This is a genomic window from Pseudomonas asiatica (assembly GCF_040214835.1).
Taxonomy (GTDB): Bacteria; Pseudomonadota; Gammaproteobacteria; order Pseudomonadales; family Pseudomonadaceae; genus Aquipseudomonas; species Aquipseudomonas putida_Z.
In genome coordinates this window covers 1762019-1781671 of sequence record NZ_CP157874.1, presented here as the reverse complement: position 1 = coordinate 1781671, position 19653 = coordinate 1762019, and the positions used below count along the sequence as shown (strand labels likewise).

Sequence of the window (19653 nt, the reverse complement as noted above, 5' to 3'; positions counted from 1 at the left end):
TACCTGTGGGAGCGGGTTCACCCGCGAAATGGCCGGGTCAGACTAACGCCGATCAGCCTTCCAGCTCGGCCCAGCGCTCCACCAGCACATCCAGCTCACCCTGCAGTTTCTCGATCTTGGCCAGCACTGCCGAGGTTTCCGCAATCGGCCGCTGATAGAAGCCCGCCGCATTCACTTCTTCCTGGGCCTCGGCCATGCGCTGCTCCAGTTCGTCGATCTGCCCCGGCAGCATTTCCAGCTCACGTTGCAGCTTGTAGCTGAGCTTCTTCTTCGAACCGTCGGCCACCTCTGCAACAGGCGCAGGCGCCGGCTTGGCCTCGACCTTCTCCACCACCGCGCTGTTGAGCTCGGACTTGCCGCCCTTGCTCTCGGTCACGCCCAGCAGCTTCGGCGAGCCACCCTGGCGAATCCAGTCCTCGTAACCACCGACGTATTCGCGCACCTTGCCCTCGCCTTCGAACACCAGGGTGCTGGTGACGACGTTGTCGAGGAAGGCCCGGTCGTGGCTGACCATCAGCACGGTGCCCTTGTAGTTGGACAGCACCTCCTCGAGCAGCTCGAGGGTTTCCACATCCAGGTCGTTGGTCGGTTCGTCAAGCACCAGCAGGTTGGCCGGTTTGCTGAACAGCTTGGCCAGCAACAGCCGTGCACGCTCGCCACCCGACAACGCCTTGACCGGCGTACGGGCACGCTGAGGGCTGAACAGGAAATCGCCCAGGTAGCTCAGCACATGGCGGTTCTGGCCATCGATCTCGATGAAGTCGCGGCCTTCGGCCAGGTTGTCGATAACGGTTTTTTCCAGGTCGAGCTGGTGGCGCATCTGGTCGAAATAGGCCACCTCCAGCTTGGTGCCGCGCTCGACCTTGCCGGTGGTCGGCTCCAGGTCGCCGAGCATCAGCTTGAGCAGGGTGGTCTTGCCGGTACCGTTGGCGCCCAGCAGGCCGATGCGGTCCTCACGCTGCAGGACCATGGAGAAGTCCTTGACCAGCACAGGCCCGTCGGGGTGATGGAAGCTGACGTTTTCCAGCACCATCACCTGCTTGCCGGACTTTTCCGCCGCCTCGATCTGGATGTTGGCCTTGCCCTGGCGCTCGCGGCGTTCGCTGCGCTCCACACGCAGGGCCTTCAGCGCGCGCACGCGGCCTTCGTTGCGGGTGCGGCGAGCCTTGATGCCCTGGCGGATCCACACTTCTTCCTGGGCCAGACGCTTGTCGAACAATGCGTTGGCGGTTTCCTCGGCGGCCAGCGCGGCCTCCTTGTGCACCAGGAAGCTGGCATAGTCGCCGTTCCAGTCGATCAGGCCGCCGCGGTCCAGTTCGAGGATGCGGGTGGCCAGGTTCTGCAGGAAGGAACGGTCGTGGGTGATGAACAGCACCGCGCCGTTGAAGCCGCGCAGGGCCTCTTCGAGCCAGGCGATGGCACCGATGTCCAAGTGGTTGGTCGGTTCGTCGAGCAGCAGCAGGTCGGGTTCCGACACCAGCGCCTGGGCCAGCAGCACGCGGCGGCGCCAGCCACCGGACAGTTCGGCCAGGGTCTTGTCGGCCGGCAGCTGCAGGCGGCTGAGGGTGCTTTCCACCACCTGCTGCAGGCGCCAGCCGTCACGGGCTTCCAGCTCGTGCTGGACGTGCATGAGTTTTTCCAGGTCTTCATCGCCCTGGATGTTCAGGCTCAGGTGGTGGAACTGCGCCAGCAACTCGCCCACGCCATCCAGGCCTGCGGCCACCACATCGAACACCGTGCGCTCGTCGGCCACCGGCAGTTCCTGCGGCAGCTCGCCGATCTTCAGGGCCGGGGCGCGCCAGATTTCGCCGTCGTCGCCCTTCTGCTCGCCCTTGACCAGGCGCAGCATGCTCGACTTGCCGGTGCCGTTGCGGCCGATGATGCACACCCGCTCGCCACGAGCGATCTGCCAGGACACTTTGTCCAGCAGCGGCATGGCGCCAAATGCGAGGGACACATCGCTGAATTTGAGCAGGGTCATGTTGGTCTCCATAAATCGGGCGCGCATTCTACCTGACTTGGCCCTCGACGGCATCCGCCTGGCCAACCGGCGAGGCCTTTGCGACATCTGGTCGAACTTAATATCCCGATACAAGCACAGTGCTTTCACCCGCCGCCGGCAAACAGCTAAGCTAAGGCAATAGCTTCCAACAGTGCTGGCTCCGCCGTCACTTCCCCATGGTTCAACTGCCCGGACGTATCATGCGCAGCCGCCTGTTACATATTGCATCCTGCCTGCTGCTCACCGCCGCCACCTGCGCGGCGCAGGCCGCCGACCTTACCCTGCAACGCCAATACTATGACGAGGCCAAGCGCGCGCTGGCCAAAGGCGACAAAGGCCCGTACCTGCGCTATGCCCAGGCCCTCAGCGACTACCCGCTGACGCCCTACCTGGCCTACGACGAACTCACCGCCCGCCTGAAAACCGCCAGCAACCAGGAAATCGAAGGCTTCCTCGCCAAGCATGGCGACCTGCCCCAGGCCAACTGGATGAAACTGCGCTGGTTGCGCTGGCTGGCCGAACGCGGCGAATGGAACACCTTCGTCAAGTACTACGACCCCAAGCTCAACTTCACCGAACTGGACTGCCTCAACGGCCAGTACCAGCTCAGCCACGGCCTGCGCGCCGAGGGTTTTGCCACGGCCGACAAACTGTGGAACGTCGGCAAGTCGCAGCCGGCCACCTGCGACACGCTGTTCGGCATGTGGGCGGCCGAGGGCCAGCTGACCGAGGCCAAGCGCTGGCAACGCACCAAGCTGGCGGCCCAGGCGCGCAACTACGGCCTGGCCAACAACCTGGTCAAGACCCTGACCACCCTTGCCCCGCAAGGGCGCCTGCTGGTCGATGTGGCGCAGAAACCCGAGCTGCTCAACCAGCCGTCGCGCTTCACCCCGGTCAACGAAGCCATGTCCGACGTGGTCAGCCTCGGCCTGCGCCGCCTGGCCCGGCAGGACCCGGAGCGGGCCATGGCACTGCTCGACGACTACGCCCAGCGCATGCACTTTTCCCGTGACGAGAAGGTGGCCATCGCCCGTGAGATCGGCCTGACCCTGGCGCGCCGCTACGACCCGCGCGCACTCGACCTGATGACCCGCTACGACCCCGAACTGCGTGACAACACCGTCAGCGAATGGCGCCTGCGCCTGCTGCTGCGCCTGGGGCGTTGGGAAGACGCCTACGAACTGACCCGCCGCCTGCCCCAGGACCTGGCCAGCAGCAGCCGCTGGAAATACTGGCAAGCGCGCAGCCTGGAGCTGGCACAGCCGAACAACCCTCAGATCCCGCTGCTGTACAAGACCGTGGCGCGTGAGCGTGACTTCTACGGTTTCCTCGCCGCCGACCGGGCACAGACCCCTTACCAGCTGAACAACAAGCCGCTGGTGCTCAGCCCGCAGCTGGTCAACAAGGTACGCAACACCCCGGGCATCCGCCGTGCCCTGGAGTTCCACGCCCGTGGCCAGATCGTCGAAGGCCGCCGCGAGTGGTACCACGTCAGCCGCCACTTCACCCGCGACGAAATGGTCGCCCAGGCGCGCCTGGGATACGACCTGCGCTGGTACTTCCCGGCCATTCGCACCATCAGCCAGGCGCAGTACTGGGACGATCTGGACATTCGCTTCCCGATGGCCCACCGCGACACCCTGGTGCGCGAGGCCAAGGTCCGCGGCCTGCATTCAAGCTGGGTATTCGCCATTACCCGCCAGGAAAGCGCGTTCATGGAGGATGCCCGTTCCCCGGTGGGTGCCAGCGGCCTGATGCAGTTGATGCCGGCCACGGCCAAGGAAACCGCGCGCAAGTTCAGCATCCCGCTGGCATCACCGGCGCAGGTGCTCAACCCGGACAAGAACATCCAGCTGGGTGCCGCCTACCTGAGCCAGGTGCACAGCCAGTTCAACGGCAACCGGGTACTCGCTTCGGCAGCCTACAACGCCGGGCCCGGGCGCGTGCGGCAGTGGCTCAAAGGCGCCAAGCACCTGAGCTTCGATGTGTGGGTGGAGTCGATCCCGTTCGACGAAACGCGCCAGTATGTACAGAACGTGCTGTCGTATTCGGTGATCTATGGGCAGAAGCTGAACTCGCCGCAGCCGCTGGTGGATTGGCATGAGCGGTACTTCGATGACATGTGATTGCTAGTGAGCCTGTGCCGGCCTCTTCGCGGGTAAACCCGCTCCCACAGATTTCACCGGTCCTGAATGCGGTGCAGTACCTGTGGGAGCGGGTTTACCCGCGAAGAGGCCGGCACATGCAACACAGCTACTCCAGGATTTCGACCTGCATCCCTACCTCCAACCACCCACTGCCATCCACCGCCAGGTTCTGCCCGAACAGCACATCCCCCTCCTTCTCACGGAAGGTCCTGAGCGTGGCCATCGGCTCGCGGTCCTCGCTGCGCTCGCCGGTAGCCGGGTCGATGGTGGTAAAGATGCAGCGCACACTGGGCTTGAGCACGCGAAACTCCAGGCTGCCGATACGAATCCGCTTCCAGCCATCTTCGGCAAACGGTTCAGCCCCCTGCACCACCAGGTTGGGCCGAAAGCGCAGCATCTCCATGGGCCGTCCGACACGCCGCTCGAGTTCGTCCAGCGAACCCTGGCCGATCAGCAACAACGGGAAACCGTCCGGGAACGCCGCCCGGTCACTGTTGAAGCCATAGCCATTGGGCAGGTAACGCGCGCGCTGCTCCGGGCAATGCACCAGGCGCACGGCCTTGCCCAGCAGTTGGCTCAGCCAGGCCGCCGCCGCATCGCCCGCATCCGGCACGCGCAGGGTATCGCGCCAGATGGTCACGCCGCGCAAGGCGTCATCGGCAGGTGGCACAGGCACCCGCAACGGTGCCTGCCCAGGCGCTTCCAGCAGCAACTGGCCGCTGTCATCATCGCTTGCCTTGATCTGGCCTAGCCGAGGCCAGGCGCGCTGGGTAAGGAAGCGTCCGTTTTCTTCCTCCACCACCATCCAGCGCCGGTCACCCTGCAACCCCAGCAATCCCACCGGTGAAGCCTGCAGGCGTTGCGCCTGCCCCGACTTCACCGGGTACCGATACAGCTCACTGAGAAACATCCCTGCCGCCTCGCGTCATGCCAAAACGCCAAGCTTATACCCGGTAGGGGCCGGGATCACGCGGTAGCGGCATCCAGCAACAGGCGTTGCTTGACCACGTCGACCAGGCGATCGGGCTGGAACTTGGACAGGAAGTTGTCGCAGCCCACCTTCTTCACCATGGATTCGTTGAAACTACCCGACAGCGAGGTGTGCAACACCACGTACAGCTGGCGCAAACGGGCATCACCACGTATCTCGGTGGTCAACCGGTAGCCGTCCATTTCCGGCATCTCGGCGTCGGTGAACACCATCAGCAGCTTCTCGCACACATCCTCACCAGCGTCAGCCCAGCCCTTGAGCATGCGCAGCGCCTTCAGGCCATCACTGGCCACGTGCAGCTTCACGCCCAGCTGGGACAGGGTGTCGCGCAATTGCGCCAGGGCCACGCTGGAGTCGTCCACCAGCAGCACTTCGCGGCCACGGGCCCGGGCCAGCACCGGGTCGGCGAGCTTGTCGCCGGAAACCCGGGCGTTGTACGGCACGATCTCGGCCAGCACCTTCTCCACGTCGATCACTTCCACCAGCTTGTCATCGACCTTGGTGATCGCAGTCAGGTAATGCTGGCGTCCGGCGCTGGATGGCGGCGGCATGATCGCTTCCCAGTTCATGTTGACGATGCGGTCGACACCGCCCACCAGGAAGGCCTGTACCGAGCGGTTGTATTCGGTGACGATGATGGTGCTGTCCGGCCCCGGCTGCAGCGGGCGCATGCCGATCGCCTGGGACAGGTCGATCACCGGCAGGGTCTGGCCGCGCAGGTTGACCACACCGCAGACGAAGGCGTGGCGCTGGGGCATCAGGGTCAGCTTGGGCAGTTGCAGCACTTCCTGCACCTTGAACACGTTGATCGCGAACAGCTGGCGGCCGGCCAGGCGAAACATCAGGATTTCCAGGCGGTTCTCACCCACCAGTTGCGTGCGTTGGTCTACCGTGTCGAGAATGCCAGCCATTGGAAAGCCCCCAGGCTTGAGTCGGAAATAGTGAAATCATCCACCCTGTATCGGCGGCTTCACGCACACCTTGACCCTTGCGGGAAAATGCCGTGAAGGCGATTGATATCACTTTACCATCATGCTTTACTGCGGGAAGCACGGGTGATCAAGCGGGACAGTAAAAGTTCCCCACCTGAGGCCCTTATCAGGGAAACCCTTAGCCACAATCGGGTGCAACCTGATGTTCGCGATATCCTTTAGCCATTAATGTGACGCCATTCTCATTGCATGAATGGAGTCAGGCTTTTGCTAGCTATCGTTTTGGCGTGCCCGTCCCCTGCGCCCGCCCCACGCGCGGGGGCATCATGATGGACAGCGCCTTGTCGTTCGATAACGCCCTGCAGGGGTTCCTGCTGGATGCCCAGGTACTGCTGACCCAGGCCCAGGAATGCCTGCAGCATCTGGAGCTGATCGACAACGACCCGGATGCCTGCCATTGCCTGGACAACGCCCTCGACAACCTTGCTCGACAGGCCACACACCTGGGCCTGCGCGAAGTCGCCCATTACACCACCGCCCTGCAGCAGTTGCTGGCACCGGCTTGCCAGGTCGGTCGCCTGCAGCGCGAAGCCCTGCCCGCGGTAGGGGCCTGCCTGACCCTGCTGGCCTGGCAACTGGAACTGGTCGACCCTTGCACCGGGCGGCTCAACCTGGACATCGGCGAGCAGCTGGTACTGCTGGGTGAACTGGCCAAGGCCGTGCAGCAAACGTTTGCACAACCCTGCACCTCCTGCGACGAGCAAGGCAGCGTGTGCATCCACCCGCATACCGAGACGGCAGGCAGCACGCACTCCGGCCGCTCATCTGCCACATATTGAACTGGCTTGAAATGCAGCCGGGCACGTTTATTCAGGCCCACCCAGGTCGAACTTGGAAAGTTCTCGAAGTTTTCCAGGTTGCCGGGGGCCAAGTTGAATCAACAGCGCGCAAGTTCAATGGCAAGTGCCTGTTGTGCGATAAAGCCAAGTGGCACTTTGCTACCCTCCAGCGCCCGCCCCGCAGGCGTTTCATAGCGTTACCCGATCGCGACCAATGCACTGCGAAGTGGTAATATGCTGCCCCACAAACGCTTGCGACCTGCAGCAAGGTCGCAAGATCACGTGTTCGAAAGAAAATAGAAAGTACTGCTCCAAAGCCTCTGACATGGATTGTGCAAGGCCTCCATCAGCAATACTTCAGTGGCTTCCCTACCTATGTTTCCACGCTTGAAGACTTCTTTGCGGTGCTGCTTCCGCACTACCCTGCTGCGCTGGGCGACGGTCGGGCTGTGCGTGGCCTCGCTGGTCGCCACCCTGTCGCTGTACCTGACCGACCAGGCGATCCCGGCCAGCCTGCTGCTGCTGCAGCTGGCCGCCACGCTGGGCGCTGCCGTGCACCTGGCCCTGGGCGCCAGGTCGATCAACCTGCGCCCGGCGGAACTCGCCGAGCGCATGCTCAAGGTCCAGGAAGACGAGCGCCAGCACCTGAGCCGGGAATTGCACGATGACATCGGCCAGCTGCTCACCGCCGCCAAGCTGCAGCTGCAGTGGCTGCAGAAGCGCATGCCCGATGACCTGCAAGGCCACTGCGACGCCCTGCGCAGCACGCTGGATGACACCCTGGGCAACGTGCGTGATGTCTCCGCCCTGCTCAACCCGCGGCAGCTGGCCAGCCTGGGCCTGGAGGCCAGCCTGCGCGCGCACCTGGTGCGCACCCTGGGCAACAGCGGCGTGCACTGGAGCCTGGCGTGCAACCAGCGCCTGGGCGGCATCGACGAGGCCGTGGCCATGGCGGTGTTCCGCATTACCCAGGAAGCCGTGACCAACATGCTGCGCCACGCCCAGGCACGCAACCTGGTCGTCCGCCTGCAGCGCACCCCCGAGGGGTTGGCGTTATCGATCCACGACGATGGCCGCGGCTTCGTGCCAGCCAGGCAACCGGCCGAAGCAGGCCAGCGGGGCTTGGCCGGCATGCAGGAGCGGGTAACCGCGTTGCAGGGCAGCCTGGACATCACCAGCCAGCTCGGCCTGGGCACGCGCATCGAGGCAATGTTCCCATGGCCACCGCGCACCCAGGAACGCGCCAGGAGTACTGCAACCCATGACCTGTAGACTGCTGCTGGTAGACGACCACTCGCTGATCCGCGCCGGGGTGCGCGCACTGGTCTGCGACATCCCCGGCTATGACGTGATCGGTGAAGCCGACGACGGCAGCCAGTTGCTCGAACAGGTGCGCACGCTGGCGCCGGACATCGTCTTGCTGGACATCTCCATGCGCTCGACCAGCGGCCTGGACGCCCTCACCCAACTGCGCGCCAGCGGCAACACCTGCAAGGTGCTGATCCTGTCGATGCACACCGACCCGGACCTGATCATGCGGGCCCTGGAAAGCGGCGCCCACGGCTACCTGCTCAAGGACACCAGCGCCACCGAACTGGAACAGGCCCTGGCCGCGGTGCGCAACGGCGAGCGCTACCTCAGCCCAGCCATCGCCCATACGGTCATCAACCAGGCGCTGCAGCACGCCAGGCAGGGCAAGCAGCCCGCGGGCGAGCGGCATAACCTCACGGCGCGACAGCTGGAAATCCTGCGCCTGATCGTGCGTGGCAAGTCCACCCGGGAAATCGCCACCGGCCTGGGCCTGTCGATCAAGACCGTGGAAACCCACCGCTCGCAAATCATGAAACGCCTGCAGATTCATGACGTGGCCGGCCTGGTGCTGTTCGCCGTGCGCGAGAAAATCATCAGCCTGGACGACTGAGCAACGGCGACCCCTCCGGCAGATGCAGGCGCAGTGCAGCGGGCCTGGCCTGGAAGCGCAACTTGTCGGCCTGCACCGGCTCGCCATCGAGGTTGATGTCCAGGCCCTGCGAGCACTTGATCTCGACCCAGGGCAACCTGGCCCTGACTAACAACCCGTTGCCAGCCAACAGCTCACGCAGCGCCCCGACCATCTCCTGTGGTGCCGGCAGGATGGCGATATCGAGCAAGCCGTCATCCACCAATGCCTCGGGGCACAGCACTTGCCCACCCCCGGCCTGGCGGCCATTGCCGATCCCCAGCGCCAGCAGGTCACCCTGCCAGTCGAAGCCCGGCCCTTGCAGCTCCACCGAGGCTGCCTGCAGTTCGCTGAAGCGCGACAAGCCGGTGAACAGGTAGGCGGCCGCGCCCAGCACTTTCTTCAGGTCTTCGGAGGTGTTGGCCGTGACCTGGCTGCCAAAACCGCCCGTGGCCATGTTGAGGAACAACTGGTCGCCGGCCTGGCCCAAGTCTATTGGCCGTGCGGGTATGTTCAGCAATGCCAGGGCCGTGGCAGGCTCCAGGGGTATGCCGGCGGCCTTGGCAAAATCGTTGGCCGTGCCCAGCGGCAACAACGCCAGGCTGGCCTCGGTACCTGCCAGCCCCATGGCCTCGGCGACATCACGCAGCGTGCCATCGCCGCCTCCGGCGACGATATGGCCGTAGCCGGCGGCCAGCGCCTCGGTGACCAGGCGCTGCGCGTCACCGGCCTCCCAGGTGACCCGCACATCCAGTACCCAGCCGCTGTCGCGCAGACCATGCACGGCGTTGCGCACATCTTCGTTCATGGCCTGCTTGCCGTGCAGGATCAGCATTGCCTTGCGCCCTTGCATGTGCGCGCCTCCGTGAAGTGATCAACCAAGATCTCGACCCTTTGCAATTGCGGATCGTTGCATGCGCCCGAAAAAATAGCAGGCCGCTCCCAGTATTTAATTGCGTAGGCCGGTCAATTCCCACACGCCTGGCAATGCACGGCTATGCTCAGCAGATACACTTTATTGCCACGGACGCGCCCCCGGCAGTGGTTCTACCACTGCTGCCCACGGGCGCGTCTTGCTATCCGCAGCCTTTAGCGAGGATTTCGGGTCATGCGCATTCTCTGGACACTGCCGTACCTGCCCTGGCCAACCACCAGCGGCAGCAAGACCCGGCAATACCACCTGATGCGCGCACTGGCACAGCGGGGCCATCGGATTACCCTGCTGGTGCAATCGAAGATCCCGCTCGGCGATGCCGCCCGCGAAGCCCTGGAACCGCTGCTCGAGCGCCTGATCGTGCTGCCCCGTCGGCCCCTGCACAGCCCGCTGAACCTGCTGGCCTCGCCGATCATCGCCTACCCCATGCGGGCAATCATCAATGGGCTGGCCCCTTGCCTGCGGCACCGCTTCGAGCATTTGCTGGACGAGCCCTGGGACGTGATCCAGATCGAACACAGCTACAGTTTCCAGCCCTTCGAAAAGGCCCTGCAGGCACGCGGACTGCCGTACATGCTCAGCGAGCACACCCTGGAATCGGTGATGGGTGGCGCCAGCCACGATCGCCTGCCGCTATGGCTGCGCCCGCTCAACGCCTTCGACCGCTGGCGCTATCGACGCTGGGAACAGCGGGTATTGCGCCAACCCACCGAACTGGTGGCAGTCAGCGCCCACGACGCCGAATTGATCGCGCAGATCAGCGGGCGCCCGGTGAACGTGGTGGTCAATGGCGTGGACTGTGATTTCTACCAGCACGTGCAACCCGCGCTGCACAGCCAGCGCCTGCTGTTCGTTGGCAACTTCGAGTATGGCGCCAACCTGGAGGCCATCGAATGGGCGCTGGAAGACATCATGCCGCAGGTCTGGATGAGCAACCCGGCGGTGCGCCTGGCGATTGCCGGGCATGCCATGCCGGCCAGCTGGAAACTGCACTGGAACGACCCGCGCATCGAATGGTTCGGCTACCGCCCCGACCTGCGTGAACTGCAACGGCGTTCAGCATTGTTCTTCGCACCGCTGCGCTATTCCGGTGGCTCCAAGGTGAAAATCCTCGAAGCGATGGCCGCCGGCTTGCCGGTGATCACCACCGGCAAAGGCGTTTCAGGCCTGGCCGCGAACAATGGTGAGCACTACCTGGGCAGTGAGGATGGCGACCAGCTGGCCCTGCTGATCACCCAGTTGCTCAACCAGCCCTGGCGCATGAGCCAGTTGAGCGACGCCGGGCGCCAGTTCGCCCGCCAGCGCCACGACTGGAGCGTGGCCGCCCAGCAACTGGAGAACGTGCACATGCGCCTGGCACTGGCGGCACCGGCCGAGGCCACGCCGCTGGCCAGTGCCTGACGGGGCCGCTCAGCCAAGTAGTTCGCTGAAGGGGATGAACGGCACGCTGTCACCCTGCTTCGGCGTACTGCCTTCGCGCACCTCCACCAACCCTTCGGCCCAGGCCGCACTGCGCAGCACGCCAGAGCTCTGGTTCTTGTAGATGCGCACCTGGCCCTGTTCGATGCGGGCGCGCAGGTACTCGCGGCGCGTGCCAGGCTTGGGCCAGTCAAAGCCGGCCGGCATGTCGAAGCGCAACGGCGTGACATCGGCCACGCCCTGACGCCGCAACAGGTAGGGCCGGGTCAGCAGGCCGAAGGTGACCAGGGTCGAGGCCGGGTTACCCGGCAGGCCGATTACCGGCACGCCCTGGAAGTGGCCGAAGGTCAGCGGCTTGCCCGGTTTGATCGCCAGCTTCCACAAGGCCAGCTCGCCGGCTTCGCGCAGGGCGGCGCCGAGGTAGTCGGCCTCCCCCACCGAGACACCGCCGGTGGACAGGATCAGGTCGACATCGCCCACCTCGGCCAGGCAGTTGCGGGTGCGCGCCAGGTCATCCGGCAGGATGCCCGCATCGACCACGTCGCAGCCCAGCCTCTGCAGCCAGCTGACCAGCAGCCGGCGATTACTGTTGTAGATCTGCCCCGGCCCCAGCGGCAGGCCGGGTTCGACCAGTTCGTCACCGGTGGACAACACCGCCACCCGCACCTTGCGCACCACGTCCAGCCGGCCATGGCCCAGGGTCGCGGCCAGGCCCAGCTCGATCGGCCCCAGCCGGGTGCCGGCGCTCATCACCTGTTCGCCCTTGCGGGTTTCCTGGCCCTGGGGACGAATGTTCTGCCCGGTCTTCAGCGCTTCGAGAAAGCGTACCCGGCCATCCTCCGCCACTTCGGTGTTTTCCTGCATCTCGACGCAGTCGGCACCTTCGGGCAGCGGTGCCCCGGTGAAGATGCGCGCGCAGGTGCCCGGTTGCAGCGGCTGCGGCGCATGGCCGGCAAAAATCCGCTGGCTGACCGGCAGTGGTTCGCCCTGCCAGTCGGCCATGCGCAGGGCGTAACCGTCCATGGCACTGTTCGGCCAAGGCGGCAGGTCGAGCGAGGCCACCAGGTCGGTGGCCAGCACACGGCCCTCGGCCTCGGCCAGCGGCAGGTTCTCGGTGTCGCGGATCGGTGCCGCTTCGGCCAAAGCCAGCAGCTGCTCCAGGGCCTGTTCTACCGGCATCAGCGGCCGGGCATGGCGGACCTCAGCCACGGCTGTCGCAGGCCGCTGCCTGCTTCAGGTGCGGCACGAAGTTGCACGGGCGATGGCGGGCATCCAGCTGCTCGGCGAGGATACCGTCCCAACCGGTGCGCACCGCGTTGGTCGAACCCGGCAGGCAGCACACCAGGGTACCGTTGGCCAGCCCGGCCAGGGCACGCGACTGCACGGTGGAGGTGCCGATGTCGGCCACGGAAATCTGCCGGAACAGCTCACCAAAGCCTTCTACCTGCTTGTCCAGCAGGCAGGCCACGGCCTCGGGCGTGCTGTCGCGGCCGGTGAAGCCGGTGCCGCCGGTGATCAGCACCACCTGCACGCTGTCATCGGCAATCCAGGTGGCGACCTGGGCGCGAATCTTGTACAAGTCATCTTTCAGCAGCACGCGCTCGGCCAGGCGATGGCCAGCCGCGCTCAGCCGGTCGACGAACAGCTGGCCGGAGGTATCGGTGTCGAAAGTACGGGTGTCGCTGACCGTGAGCACGGCGATGTTCAGCGGCACGAAGGGGGTATCTGCCTTGGCTTTCATGGGGGTCCGTCACAAGAAGATGGGATGGCCGCAGTTATAACACAGCGCGCCCCCATCACAGCGTGACGCCCGTGGCCCTTGCCCTCGATCAATGCCCCGGGTTTGCCGCTATGCTGCACTGTAGACGGAACTTGCGTGGACGCCCTGCGTCTTAATGTCATCTAGCACCATCGCACTGGAGAAACACGATGATTCAACGGACCCTACCCGCCTTCCTGCTCGCCTTGGGCCTGGGCGCCCTCGCTGGCTGCGCATCGCCAACCGTCATTACCCTGAACGACGGTCGCGAAATCCAGGCCACCGACACACCGAAGTTCGATGAAGACTCCGGTTTCTACGAATTCGAGCAGCTGGACGGCAAGCGCACACGCCTGAACAAGGACCAGATCCGCACCGTCAAAGAGCTCTGATCGCAGCCTGTTTTTTGCAAAGGCCCTTTTAACAACAAGGGCTTGCGTGCAAAAAAAGTATGCAGTAGGATTTCCTTCATCGGAGTGTAGCGCAGCCAGGTAGCGCGTCTCGTTCGGGACGAGAAGGCCGCAGGTTCGAATCCTGTCTCTCCGACCAAATCCTCGTCAAAAAGCCCGCCTAGTGCGGGCTTTTTGTTGCGCATTGAAAAGTGCCCTGCCCCAGCGCGCGCCCCTTTGTGGGAGCGGCCTTGTGTCGCGAAAGGGCTGCAAGGCAGCCCCCAGCAACTTGTGCAGCCTGGCTGAAATCCTGGGGCCGCGTTGCGACCCTTTCGCGACACAAGGCCGCTCCCACATGTGTCAGTGCGACAGTTCGGCCTCCACCGGCACATACAGCAACTGCAGGCGCTCACTGCTCCAGGCCCGGGTCTGGTTGGTCAGCGCCAGGTTGTTGTTCAGCTTCTGCCCATAGCTTGGCACGATTTCCTTGAGCCTGGCCTGCCAGGCTGGCGACTGGATACGGTCCTTGAAGGTCTTTTCCAGCACGGTCAGCATGATCGGCGCCGCGGTCGAGGCACCCGGCGATGCCCCCAGCAATGCAGCGATGCTGCCGTCCTGGGCCGCCACCACTTCAGTACCGAACTGCAGCACACCGCCCAGTACCGGGTCCTTCTTGATCACCTGCACCCGCTGGCCGGCCTGCAGCAGCTTCCAGTCCTCGTTCTTGGCGTTGGGGAAGTACTCGCGCAGCGCGTTCATGCGGTCATCGAAACTGAGCATCAACTGCCCCATCAGGTAGGTGCTGAGGTCGATGTTGTCGATACCGGCATTGACCATCGGCAGCACGTTGTGGCTGTTCAGCGAGGCGAACATGTCCAGCAGCGAGCCGTGCTTGAGGTACTTGGTGGAGAAGGTGGCGAACGGGCCGAACAGCAGCACCTGCTTGCCATCGATCATCCGCGTGTCCAGGTGCGGTACCGACATCGGCGGCGCGCCGACCGAGGCCTTGCCGTACAGCTTGGCCTGGTGGCGGGCGACCAGGTCGGGGTTGTCGGTCATCAGGAACTGGCCACCGACCGGGAAGCCGGCATAGCCTTCGGCTTCAGGGATGCCCGACTTCTGCAGCAGCTTCAGCGCGCCACCACCGGCACCGATGAACACGAAGCGGGCGTTGACGGCCTTTTCCTCGCCGCCATTGGCCAGGTCGGCCACCCGCACATGCCAGGTGCCGTCGTCGTTGCGCACAATGTCGCGCACTTCATGACGCAGGTTCAGCGACACATTGGGGTTGCGAGTCATCGCCGCGAACAACTGGCGGGTGATTTCGCCAAAGTTCACGTCGGTGCCGATGGCCATGCGCGTGGCGGCGATTTTCTGCTCCGGGTCACGGCCTTCCATCACCAGCGGTGCCCATTTGCGGATCTGCTCGTGGTCTTCGGAGATTTCCATGCCGCGGAACAGCGAGCTGTGCTGCAGGGCGTCGACGCGCTTGTGCAGGAAGGCGACGTTGTCGTCACCCCAGACAAAGCTCATGTGCGGCACGTTGTTGATGAACGACTTCGGGTTGCTCAGCACGCCCTGCTCGACCTGGTAGGCCCAGAACTGCTTGGACACCTCGAACTGCTCGTTGACCCCAACGGCCTTGCTGATGTCGATGCTGCCGTCTTTGCCGACGCTGGTGTAGTTCAGCTCGCAGAACGCGGAGTGACCGGTACCGGCGTTGTTCCAGGCGTTGGAGCTTTCTTCGGCCACCTGGTCCAGGCGTTCGTAGACGTCGACCTTCCAGGAAGGCTCCAGCTCGGTGAGGTAGGTGCCCAGGCTTGCACTCATGATGCCACCGCCAATCAGCAGCACATCGACGGTCTTTTCCGGCTCCGCGGGTTTGGAGCAGCCGATGACGCCCAGGCAGAGGAACGTCAGCAGGAATTTCTTCATTGATGTTATCCAGTTGTTGTGTACACGCGCGCCGCCTTGAGCAGGGAACGTGCCAACTGGGTCTGGAGCAGTGAATACAGGGGGCGGGCGACGGGGAGGATGGCGGCAATCCGCCAGAGGGCATGGAATGAAGCAGTGGAAGTGGCGGGTTTCCCCAGTAGCCAACCTGACGCCGCACCGTTGTGGGAGCGGCCTTGTGTCGCGAAAGGGCCGCGCAGCGGCCCCAGGATATCAGCGTCCGTGCAGAGATTGCCGGGGCCGCTTTGCGGCCCTTTCGCGACACAAGGCCGCTCCCACAAGAGCCGCGTCAGGCGGTGAGGCGGGAGGTGACTTCACCCAGCTGCCCCGACAACCCATGCAGGCGCTGCCCCGCCCGTTCGGTATGCTGCACCGCCTGCTGGTTGGCCGTGGCGATGCGGGTGATTTCGATCAGGTTGCACGAGATGTCCTCGGCCACGCTGGTCTGCTCTTCGGCCGCCGTGGCGATCTGCCGGTTCATGTCGCGGATCGCTTCCACTGCCAGGGTGATGCGCTGCAGCATCTGCCCGGCCTGCTGCACCTGCTCGGCACCCTCCTCGCTGCGCTGCTGGCCGCTTTCGATTGCCTTGACCGCCTCCACCGCCCCAGACTGCACCGCCTCGATGATCTGGTGGATCTCGGCAATCGACGCCGCCGTGCGCTGGGCCAGGCTGCGCACTTCATCGGCGACGACCGCAAAACCTCGCCCGGCCTCGCCGGCACGGGCCGCTTCGATGGCCGCGTTGAGCGCCAGCAGGTTGGTCTGCTCGGCAATGCCACGGATCACTTCGAGCACTTTGCCAATGCGCGTGCTGTCATGCTCCAGGTCGCGAATCACCGCCGCCGTGCCGGCAATTTCGCGGTTGACCGCGCCGATGATGTCGATGGTCTGCTGCATCACCTGCTCGCCCGCCTGGGCACTGTGGTCGGCGTCGTCCGCCGCGCGGGCGGCCTCGGCGGCGTGGCGCGCGACTTCCTGGGCGGTGGCGGACATCTCGTGCATGGCCGTGGCCACCTGGTCGGTGCGCTGGAACTGGTCATGGGTACCACGGGCCATGTCGCCGGCGATGCTGCGCAGCTGGCCGCTGGCACCTTCCAGTTCCTGGGCGTTGTCCTGCAGCCGGCCGACCGTGTCGGCGAGGAAATCGCGCAGGGTGTTGGCGGCCCGCGCCAGGCGCCCCAGTTCGTCCTCGCGGCGGCTGTCTACCCGGGCGGCAAAGCGGCCCTGGCTAAGCTGCGCGACATATTCGATCAACTGGCGGATCGGCTCGACCAGGCTGCGGTTGACCAACCACAGGCTGAGCAGCCCCACCAGCACGGCCGAAGCCAGCATCACCAGCAAGCCCAGCCATACCGTGCGCTCGGCGCCGGCACTCAGGCTGGCGGCGTGCTGACGGGCTTCGGCACGCAGTTGCTCGACCAGTTCGCTCATCTGCTCGCTGACGGCGCGGTCCACGCCCTTGACCGCCTGGTCGCCGGCCACCGGGTCGCCGCCCGCCGCCAGGAATGCCTGGCGCCCCTGCGCATAGGCCTGGCCCAGCTGCCGGTGGCTGTCACGCAGTTGCTGCAGCGGCGCCTTGAGCCTCGCGTCGCTGCTGTCGATCAATTGCCCGAGCAGTTGCTGCACCTGCTGCTCGCGAGCCTGGAACTGCTGCCAGTACTTGTCCATGTCAGCCGGCTGGCGCCCGCGCAACAGCACATTCTTCCATTCCTGCACCTGGATCTTGAACTGCAGGTTGGCTTCGTCGATCAACTGCGAGGCCCGCAGCGGCCCGTCGACCAGCTCGGCGTAGCCGCGCACGCTGGAGGAGAGGAACTGGAAGCACACCAGGGCGATCAGCAACATCGCCACCAGACTGCCGCCGAGCAGGGAGAGAATTTGCACTCTGAGGGATTTACGCAACATCTTGGATCTCGGAAAGCAGGAGGAAGACCGGGGGCCGCGCAAGTTGGCAATGGGGTGCAACGCAGCCCGGTTACTGGCAGGCCAAAAAAAGGCTGCCATCAAGCAATGGCAGCCAGGTCGAGCACTTACGCAACAGTTGAGCTAGATACTCTCAGGCAAATACTACAGAAATGTTACAACGCCACTACAAGCTACCCCGTGGTGAACTGCAAGGCCGCCAGCCGGGCATACAGCGGGCTCTCTTCGATCAGCTGGCGATGCGTCCCCACCGCCACCAGCCTGCCCTTGTCGATGACCGCGATACGGTCAGCATGCTGGACCGTAGCCAGGCGATGGGCGATCACCAGGGTGGTGCGCCCGGCCATCAGGCTGGGCAGCGCCTGCTGGATCAGGTGTTCGCTTTGCGCGTCGAGTGCGCTGGTGGCTTCGTCCAGCAACAGGATCGGCGCATCGACCAGCAACGCACGGGCGATGGCCAGGCGCTGCCGCTGCCCGCCGGACAGGCCGATGCCGCCCTCGCCCAGCGGTGTCTGGTAGCCCTGCGGCAATTGCCGGATGAATGCGTCGGCATGAGCACCCCGGGCGGCTGCCTCGACCTCGGCCAGGGTCGCCTCGGGCCGGCCATAGCGGATGTTGGCCTCGACCGTGCCGCGAAACAGCGAGGGGTTCTGTGCCACCAGGGCGAACTGCTGGCGCAGGTGATCGGGGTCGAGTTCGTTGATCGCCCGGCCATCGAGCAGGATGCGCCCCTGCTGGGGGTCGTAGAAGCGCAGCAACAAATCGAACAAGGTCGACTTGCCCGCCCCCGACGGGCCCACCAGCGCCACGGTCTGCCCCGGCTCGATGGTCAGGCTCAGGCCATCGACAGCCGCCACCGAGGGCCGTGACGGGTAGGCGAACACCAACTGCTGCAGCTCGATACGCCCACTGGCCCGCTGCTGCGGCAGCACCTGCGCCACGGCGGGCGGCAGGATTGCACTGCGCGCCGCCAACAGTTCGGCAATGCGCTCGGCGGCGCCCGCCGCCCGCTGCAACTCGCCGATCACCTCGCTGAGGGTGCCGAAGGCACTGCCGACGATCAGGCTGTAGAACACGAAGGCGGCCAGTTCGCCCGCGGAAATACGCCCGGCGATCACGTCCATGCCGCCAACCCACAACATCACCCCCACCGCTCCCAGAACCAGCACGATCACCAGGGTGATAAGCCAGGCGCGCTGGGCAATCCGCTGCCGGGCTACGGCAAACGCCGCTTCCACCGTGCCGGCGAACAGCTGGCGGTCATGTGCCTGGTGGTTGTAGGCCTGCACGGTCTTGATCTGCCCGAGGGTCTCGGCCACATAGCTGCCCACATCGGCCACCCGGTCCTGGCTCTGCCGCGACAGGCTGCGTACCCGGCGGCCGAACAGCAGGATCGGCGCCAGCACCAGCGGCAGGGCCACCACCACGATGCTGGTGAGCTTGGGGTTGGTGATGAACAGCAACACCACACCACCGATGACCATCAGCGCGTTGCGCAGGAACATCGACAGCGAAGAGCCGATTACCGATTGCAGCAAGGTGGTGTCGGCGGTCAGCCGCGACTGGATCTCGGAGCTGCGGTTGTCTTCGAAAAAACCGGGATGCAGGCCGATCAGGTGGTCGAACACGGCCCGACGGATATCGGCCACGCAGCGCTCGCCGATCCACGACACCAGGTAGAAGCGGCTGAAGGTACCCACCGCCAGTGCCACCACCAGCAGCAGGAACAGGCCGATGGTCTGGTTGAGCTGACGCGCGGAGCGGGTCATGAAGCCCTGGTCCACCAGCAGGCGGATGCCCTGCCCCATGGACAGGGTGATGGCGGCGGTGACTACCAGGGCCAGCAAGGCCAGCAGCACCTGGCGACGGTACGGACGGACAAACTGCCAACCCAGGCGCAAGGCGCGGCGTTGACGCGGGGAAACCGATTCGGGCATGGCGCTGACCACATTGGCGGGGAAACCGCAGCCTACCACTCATCCACGCCTGTGGAACCCTTGCAGGGTTGCTATAGCCTATCGGTCTAACCAGGCTATGGAGCTTTACCGCCGTTTCTGTTCGACTGTGCCTGCCGTGACCCTGCAGGTACTGTCACAGGCCAGTCACGGCACAGGGTTAACCTGCGCTTGAACCTGATGAGGAGACAATACATGAGCTTGCAGCATGGCAGCGACAACCAGAAGCCCCGGACTACCCCTCAGCCGCAGGTGTGCGGTTCGATCATCGATGCCCAGGGGCGCGAAGTACCGATCACCGAGCAGATGATCCAGAAGGCCTGCAAGGCCCTGGAAGAAAGCCGGGTCGAGCGCGTACGCAAAGGTTGATCGGCGAATTCTTGCAACCCGGCGCTTGCGCCGGGTTTTTATTTGCCTGAATCCTGTACCGGCCCTTTCGCGGGTAAACCCGCTCCCACAGGGACAACACA

General features: G+C 64.8%; 16 protein-coding genes, 1 tRNA gene and 1 pseudogene. 8 read left to right on the top strand and 10 right to left on the bottom strand.

Annotated elements, in window-relative coordinates:
* Nucleotides 1-52: 52 nt before the first annotated feature.
* Nucleotides 53-1981: an ATP-binding cassette domain-containing protein gene (locus ABNP31_RS08100; protein WP_025338322.1), complete on the bottom strand. Its 1929-nt coding sequence runs from the start codon at nucleotides 1979-1981 to the stop codon at nucleotides 53-55.
* A 221-nt stretch (nucleotides 1982-2202) separates the two neighbouring features.
* Here ABNP31_RS08100 and ABNP31_RS08095 point away from each other — a divergent pair, with 221 nt between their 5' ends.
* Nucleotides 2203-4128 (top strand): transglycosylase SLT domain-containing protein, encoded by a 1926-nt coding sequence (locus ABNP31_RS08095; RefSeq protein ID WP_085665478.1) that lies wholly within the window; start codon nucleotides 2203-2205, stop codon nucleotides 4126-4128.
* 127 nt (nucleotides 4129-4255) lie between these two features.
* On the opposite strand, the gene ABNP31_RS08090 is transcribed toward ABNP31_RS08095, so the two are convergent.
* Together ABNP31_RS08090 and ABNP31_RS08085 are read right to left on the bottom strand one after the other, a co-directional pair.
* On the bottom strand, nucleotides 4256-5059 hold the full coding sequence (locus tag ABNP31_RS08090; protein WP_238067475.1) for an MOSC domain-containing protein: 804 nt from the start codon (nucleotides 5057-5059) through the stop codon (nucleotides 4256-4258).
* 56 nt (nucleotides 5060-5115) lie between these two features.
* Nucleotides 5116-6051, bottom strand: a complete 936-nt coding sequence (locus ABNP31_RS08085) for a chemotaxis protein CheV (protein WP_015269524.1) — start codon at nucleotides 6049-6051, stop codon at nucleotides 5116-5118.
* A gap of 350 nt (nucleotides 6052-6401) precedes the next feature.
* Here ABNP31_RS08085 and ABNP31_RS08080 point away from each other — a divergent pair, with 350 nt between their 5' ends.
* The 3 genes from ABNP31_RS08080 (at nucleotide 6402) to ABNP31_RS08070 (ending at nucleotide 8832) form a co-directional block, all read left to right on the top strand.
* Nucleotides 6402-6911, top strand: coding sequence for a hypothetical protein (locus ABNP31_RS08080; protein ID WP_025338319.1), 510 nt, complete (start codon nucleotides 6402-6404; stop codon nucleotides 6909-6911).
* A gap of 375 nt (nucleotides 6912-7286) precedes the next feature.
* Entirely contained in the window at nucleotides 7287-8183 is an 897-nt protein-coding gene (locus tag ABNP31_RS08075) for a sensor histidine kinase (protein ID WP_084785094.1), read from the top strand.
* On the top strand, nucleotides 8173-8832 hold the full coding sequence (locus ABNP31_RS08070; RefSeq protein ID WP_025338317.1) for a response regulator: 660 nt from the start codon (nucleotides 8173-8175) through the stop codon (nucleotides 8830-8832). Before ABNP31_RS08075 ends, ABNP31_RS08070 begins: the two co-directional genes overlap by 11 nt.
* Here ABNP31_RS08070 and yegS read toward each other — a convergent pair.
* Nucleotides 8816-9703, bottom strand: coding sequence for a lipid kinase YegS (yegS, locus tag ABNP31_RS08065; RefSeq protein WP_238067474.1), 888 nt, complete (start codon nucleotides 9701-9703; stop codon nucleotides 8816-8818). The two genes, ABNP31_RS08070 and yegS, sit on opposite strands and share 17 nt — an antisense overlap.
* 255 nt (nucleotides 9704-9958) lie before the next feature.
* Here yegS and ABNP31_RS08060 point away from each other — a divergent pair, with 255 nt between their 5' ends.
* Nucleotides 9959-11185: a glycosyltransferase family 4 protein gene (locus tag ABNP31_RS08060; protein WP_350013176.1), complete on the top strand. Its 1227-nt coding sequence runs from the start codon at nucleotides 9959-9961 to the stop codon at nucleotides 11183-11185.
* 9 nt (nucleotides 11186-11194) lie between these two features.
* Here the strand turns inward: ABNP31_RS08060 and ABNP31_RS08055 are convergent, their stop codons facing one another.
* Together ABNP31_RS08055 and moaB are read right to left on the bottom strand one after the other, a co-directional pair.
* The gene (locus ABNP31_RS08055) at nucleotides 11195-12382 is read right to left on the bottom strand and encodes a molybdopterin molybdotransferase MoeA (RefSeq protein WP_350013406.1); all 1188 of its coding nucleotides are present in this window, start codon (nucleotides 12380-12382) and stop codon (nucleotides 11195-11197) included.
* Nucleotides 12383-12404: 22 nt separating this feature from the next.
* Nucleotides 12405-12944 carry a molybdenum cofactor biosynthesis protein B gene (gene moaB, locus ABNP31_RS08050; protein WP_025338313.1) on the bottom strand — a complete coding sequence of 180 codons (540 nt, stop codon included), beginning with the start codon at nucleotides 12942-12944 and terminating at the stop codon, nucleotides 12405-12407.
* Between the two features lie 188 nt (nucleotides 12945-13132).
* Between moaB and ABNP31_RS08045 the strand changes: the two genes are divergently transcribed.
* Both ABNP31_RS08045 and ABNP31_RS08040 read left to right on the top strand, forming a co-directional pair.
* Entirely contained in the window at nucleotides 13133-13354 is a 222-nt protein-coding gene (locus tag ABNP31_RS08045) for a YgdI/YgdR family lipoprotein (RefSeq protein ID WP_025338312.1), read from the top strand.
* Nucleotides 13355-13434: 80 nt separating this feature from the next.
* Nucleotides 13435-13511, top strand: a tRNA-Pro gene (locus ABNP31_RS08040).
* A 200-nt stretch (nucleotides 13512-13711) separates the two neighbouring features.
* On the opposite strand, the gene mqo is transcribed toward ABNP31_RS08040, so the two are convergent.
* The 4 genes and pseudogenes from mqo to ABNP31_RS08025 all read right to left on the bottom strand — a co-directional run bounded on the left by mqo (nucleotide 13712) and on the right by ABNP31_RS08025 (nucleotide 19165).
* Complete coding sequence (gene mqo, locus ABNP31_RS08035) at nucleotides 13712-15286, bottom strand: malate dehydrogenase (quinone) (RefSeq protein WP_350013175.1); 1575 nt, start codon at nucleotides 15284-15286, stop codon at nucleotides 13712-13714.
* Between the two features lie 307 nt (nucleotides 15287-15593).
* Nucleotides 15594-16298: a methyl-accepting chemotaxis protein gene (locus tag ABNP31_RS26185; protein WP_371917556.1), complete on the bottom strand. Its 705-nt coding sequence runs from the start codon at nucleotides 16296-16298 to the stop codon at nucleotides 15594-15596.
* Between the two features lie 228 nt (nucleotides 16299-16526).
* Nucleotides 16527-16637: pseudogene (locus ABNP31_RS26180) on the bottom strand (hypothetical protein); the annotation flags it as partial.
* Nucleotides 16638-17401: 764 nt separating this feature from the next.
* Nucleotides 17402-19165, bottom strand: coding sequence for an ABC transporter transmembrane domain-containing protein (locus ABNP31_RS08025; RefSeq protein ID WP_350013173.1), 1764 nt, complete (start codon nucleotides 19163-19165; stop codon nucleotides 17402-17404).
* A gap of 213 nt (nucleotides 19166-19378) precedes the next feature.
* Between ABNP31_RS08025 and ABNP31_RS08020 the strand changes: the two genes are divergently transcribed.
* The gene (locus ABNP31_RS08020; RefSeq protein ID WP_170978823.1) at nucleotides 19379-19552 is read left to right on the top strand and encodes a PA1571 family protein; all 174 of its coding nucleotides are present in this window, start codon (nucleotides 19379-19381) and stop codon (nucleotides 19550-19552) included.
* The last annotated feature ends 101 nt before the right edge of the window (nucleotides 19553-19653 follow it).

What these genes read in the sequence shown, in the direction of transcription:
- ABNP31_RS08100 (WP_025338322.1), bottom strand. Translation starts at nt 1,981, where the DNA reads ATGACCCTGCTCAAATTCAGCGATGTGTCCCTCGCATTTGGCGCCATG.
- ABNP31_RS08095 (WP_085665478.1), top strand. Translation starts at nt 2,203, where the DNA reads ATGCGCAGCCGCCTGTTACATATTGCATCCTGCCTGCTGCTCACCGCC.
- ABNP31_RS08090 (WP_238067475.1), bottom strand. Translation starts at nt 5,059, where the DNA reads ATGTTTCTCAGTGAGCTGTATCGGTACCCGGTGAAGTCGGGGCAGGCG.
- ABNP31_RS08085 (WP_015269524.1), bottom strand. Translation starts at nt 6,051, where the DNA reads ATGGCTGGCATTCTCGACACGGTAGACCAACGCACGCAACTGGTGGGT.
- ABNP31_RS08080 (WP_025338319.1), top strand. Translation starts at nt 6,402, where the DNA reads ATGGACAGCGCCTTGTCGTTCGATAACGCCCTGCAGGGGTTCCTGCTG.
- ABNP31_RS08075 (WP_084785094.1), top strand. Translation starts at nt 7,287, where the DNA reads ATGTTTCCACGCTTGAAGACTTCTTTGCGGTGCTGCTTCCGCACTACC.
- ABNP31_RS08070 (WP_025338317.1), top strand. Translation starts at nt 8,173, where the DNA reads ATGACCTGTAGACTGCTGCTGGTAGACGACCACTCGCTGATCCGCGCC.
- yegS (WP_238067474.1), bottom strand. Translation starts at nt 9,703, where the DNA reads ATGCAAGGGCGCAAGGCAATGCTGATCCTGCACGGCAAGCAGGCCATG.
- ABNP31_RS08060 (WP_350013176.1), top strand. Translation starts at nt 9,959, where the DNA reads ATGCGCATTCTCTGGACACTGCCGTACCTGCCCTGGCCAACCACCAGC.
- ABNP31_RS08055 (WP_350013406.1), bottom strand. Translation starts at nt 12,382, where the DNA reads ATGCCGGTAGAACAGGCCCTGGAGCAGCTGCTGGCTTTGGCCGAAGCG.
- moaB (WP_025338313.1), bottom strand. Translation starts at nt 12,944, where the DNA reads ATGAAAGCCAAGGCAGATACCCCCTTCGTGCCGCTGAACATCGCCGTG.
- ABNP31_RS08045 (WP_025338312.1), top strand. Translation starts at nt 13,133, where the DNA reads ATGATTCAACGGACCCTACCCGCCTTCCTGCTCGCCTTGGGCCTGGGC.
- mqo (WP_350013175.1), bottom strand. Translation starts at nt 15,286, where the DNA reads ATGAAGAAATTCCTGCTGACGTTCCTCTGCCTGGGCGTCATCGGCTGC.
- ABNP31_RS26185 (WP_371917556.1), bottom strand. Translation starts at nt 16,298, where the DNA reads ATGTCCGCCACCGCCCAGGAAGTCGCGCGCCACGCCGCCGAGGCCGCC.
- ABNP31_RS08025 (WP_350013173.1), bottom strand. Translation starts at nt 19,165, where the DNA reads ATGCCCGAATCGGTTTCCCCGCGTCAACGCCGCGCCTTGCGCCTGGGT.
- ABNP31_RS08020 (WP_170978823.1), top strand. Translation starts at nt 19,379, where the DNA reads ATGAGCTTGCAGCATGGCAGCGACAACCAGAAGCCCCGGACTACCCCT.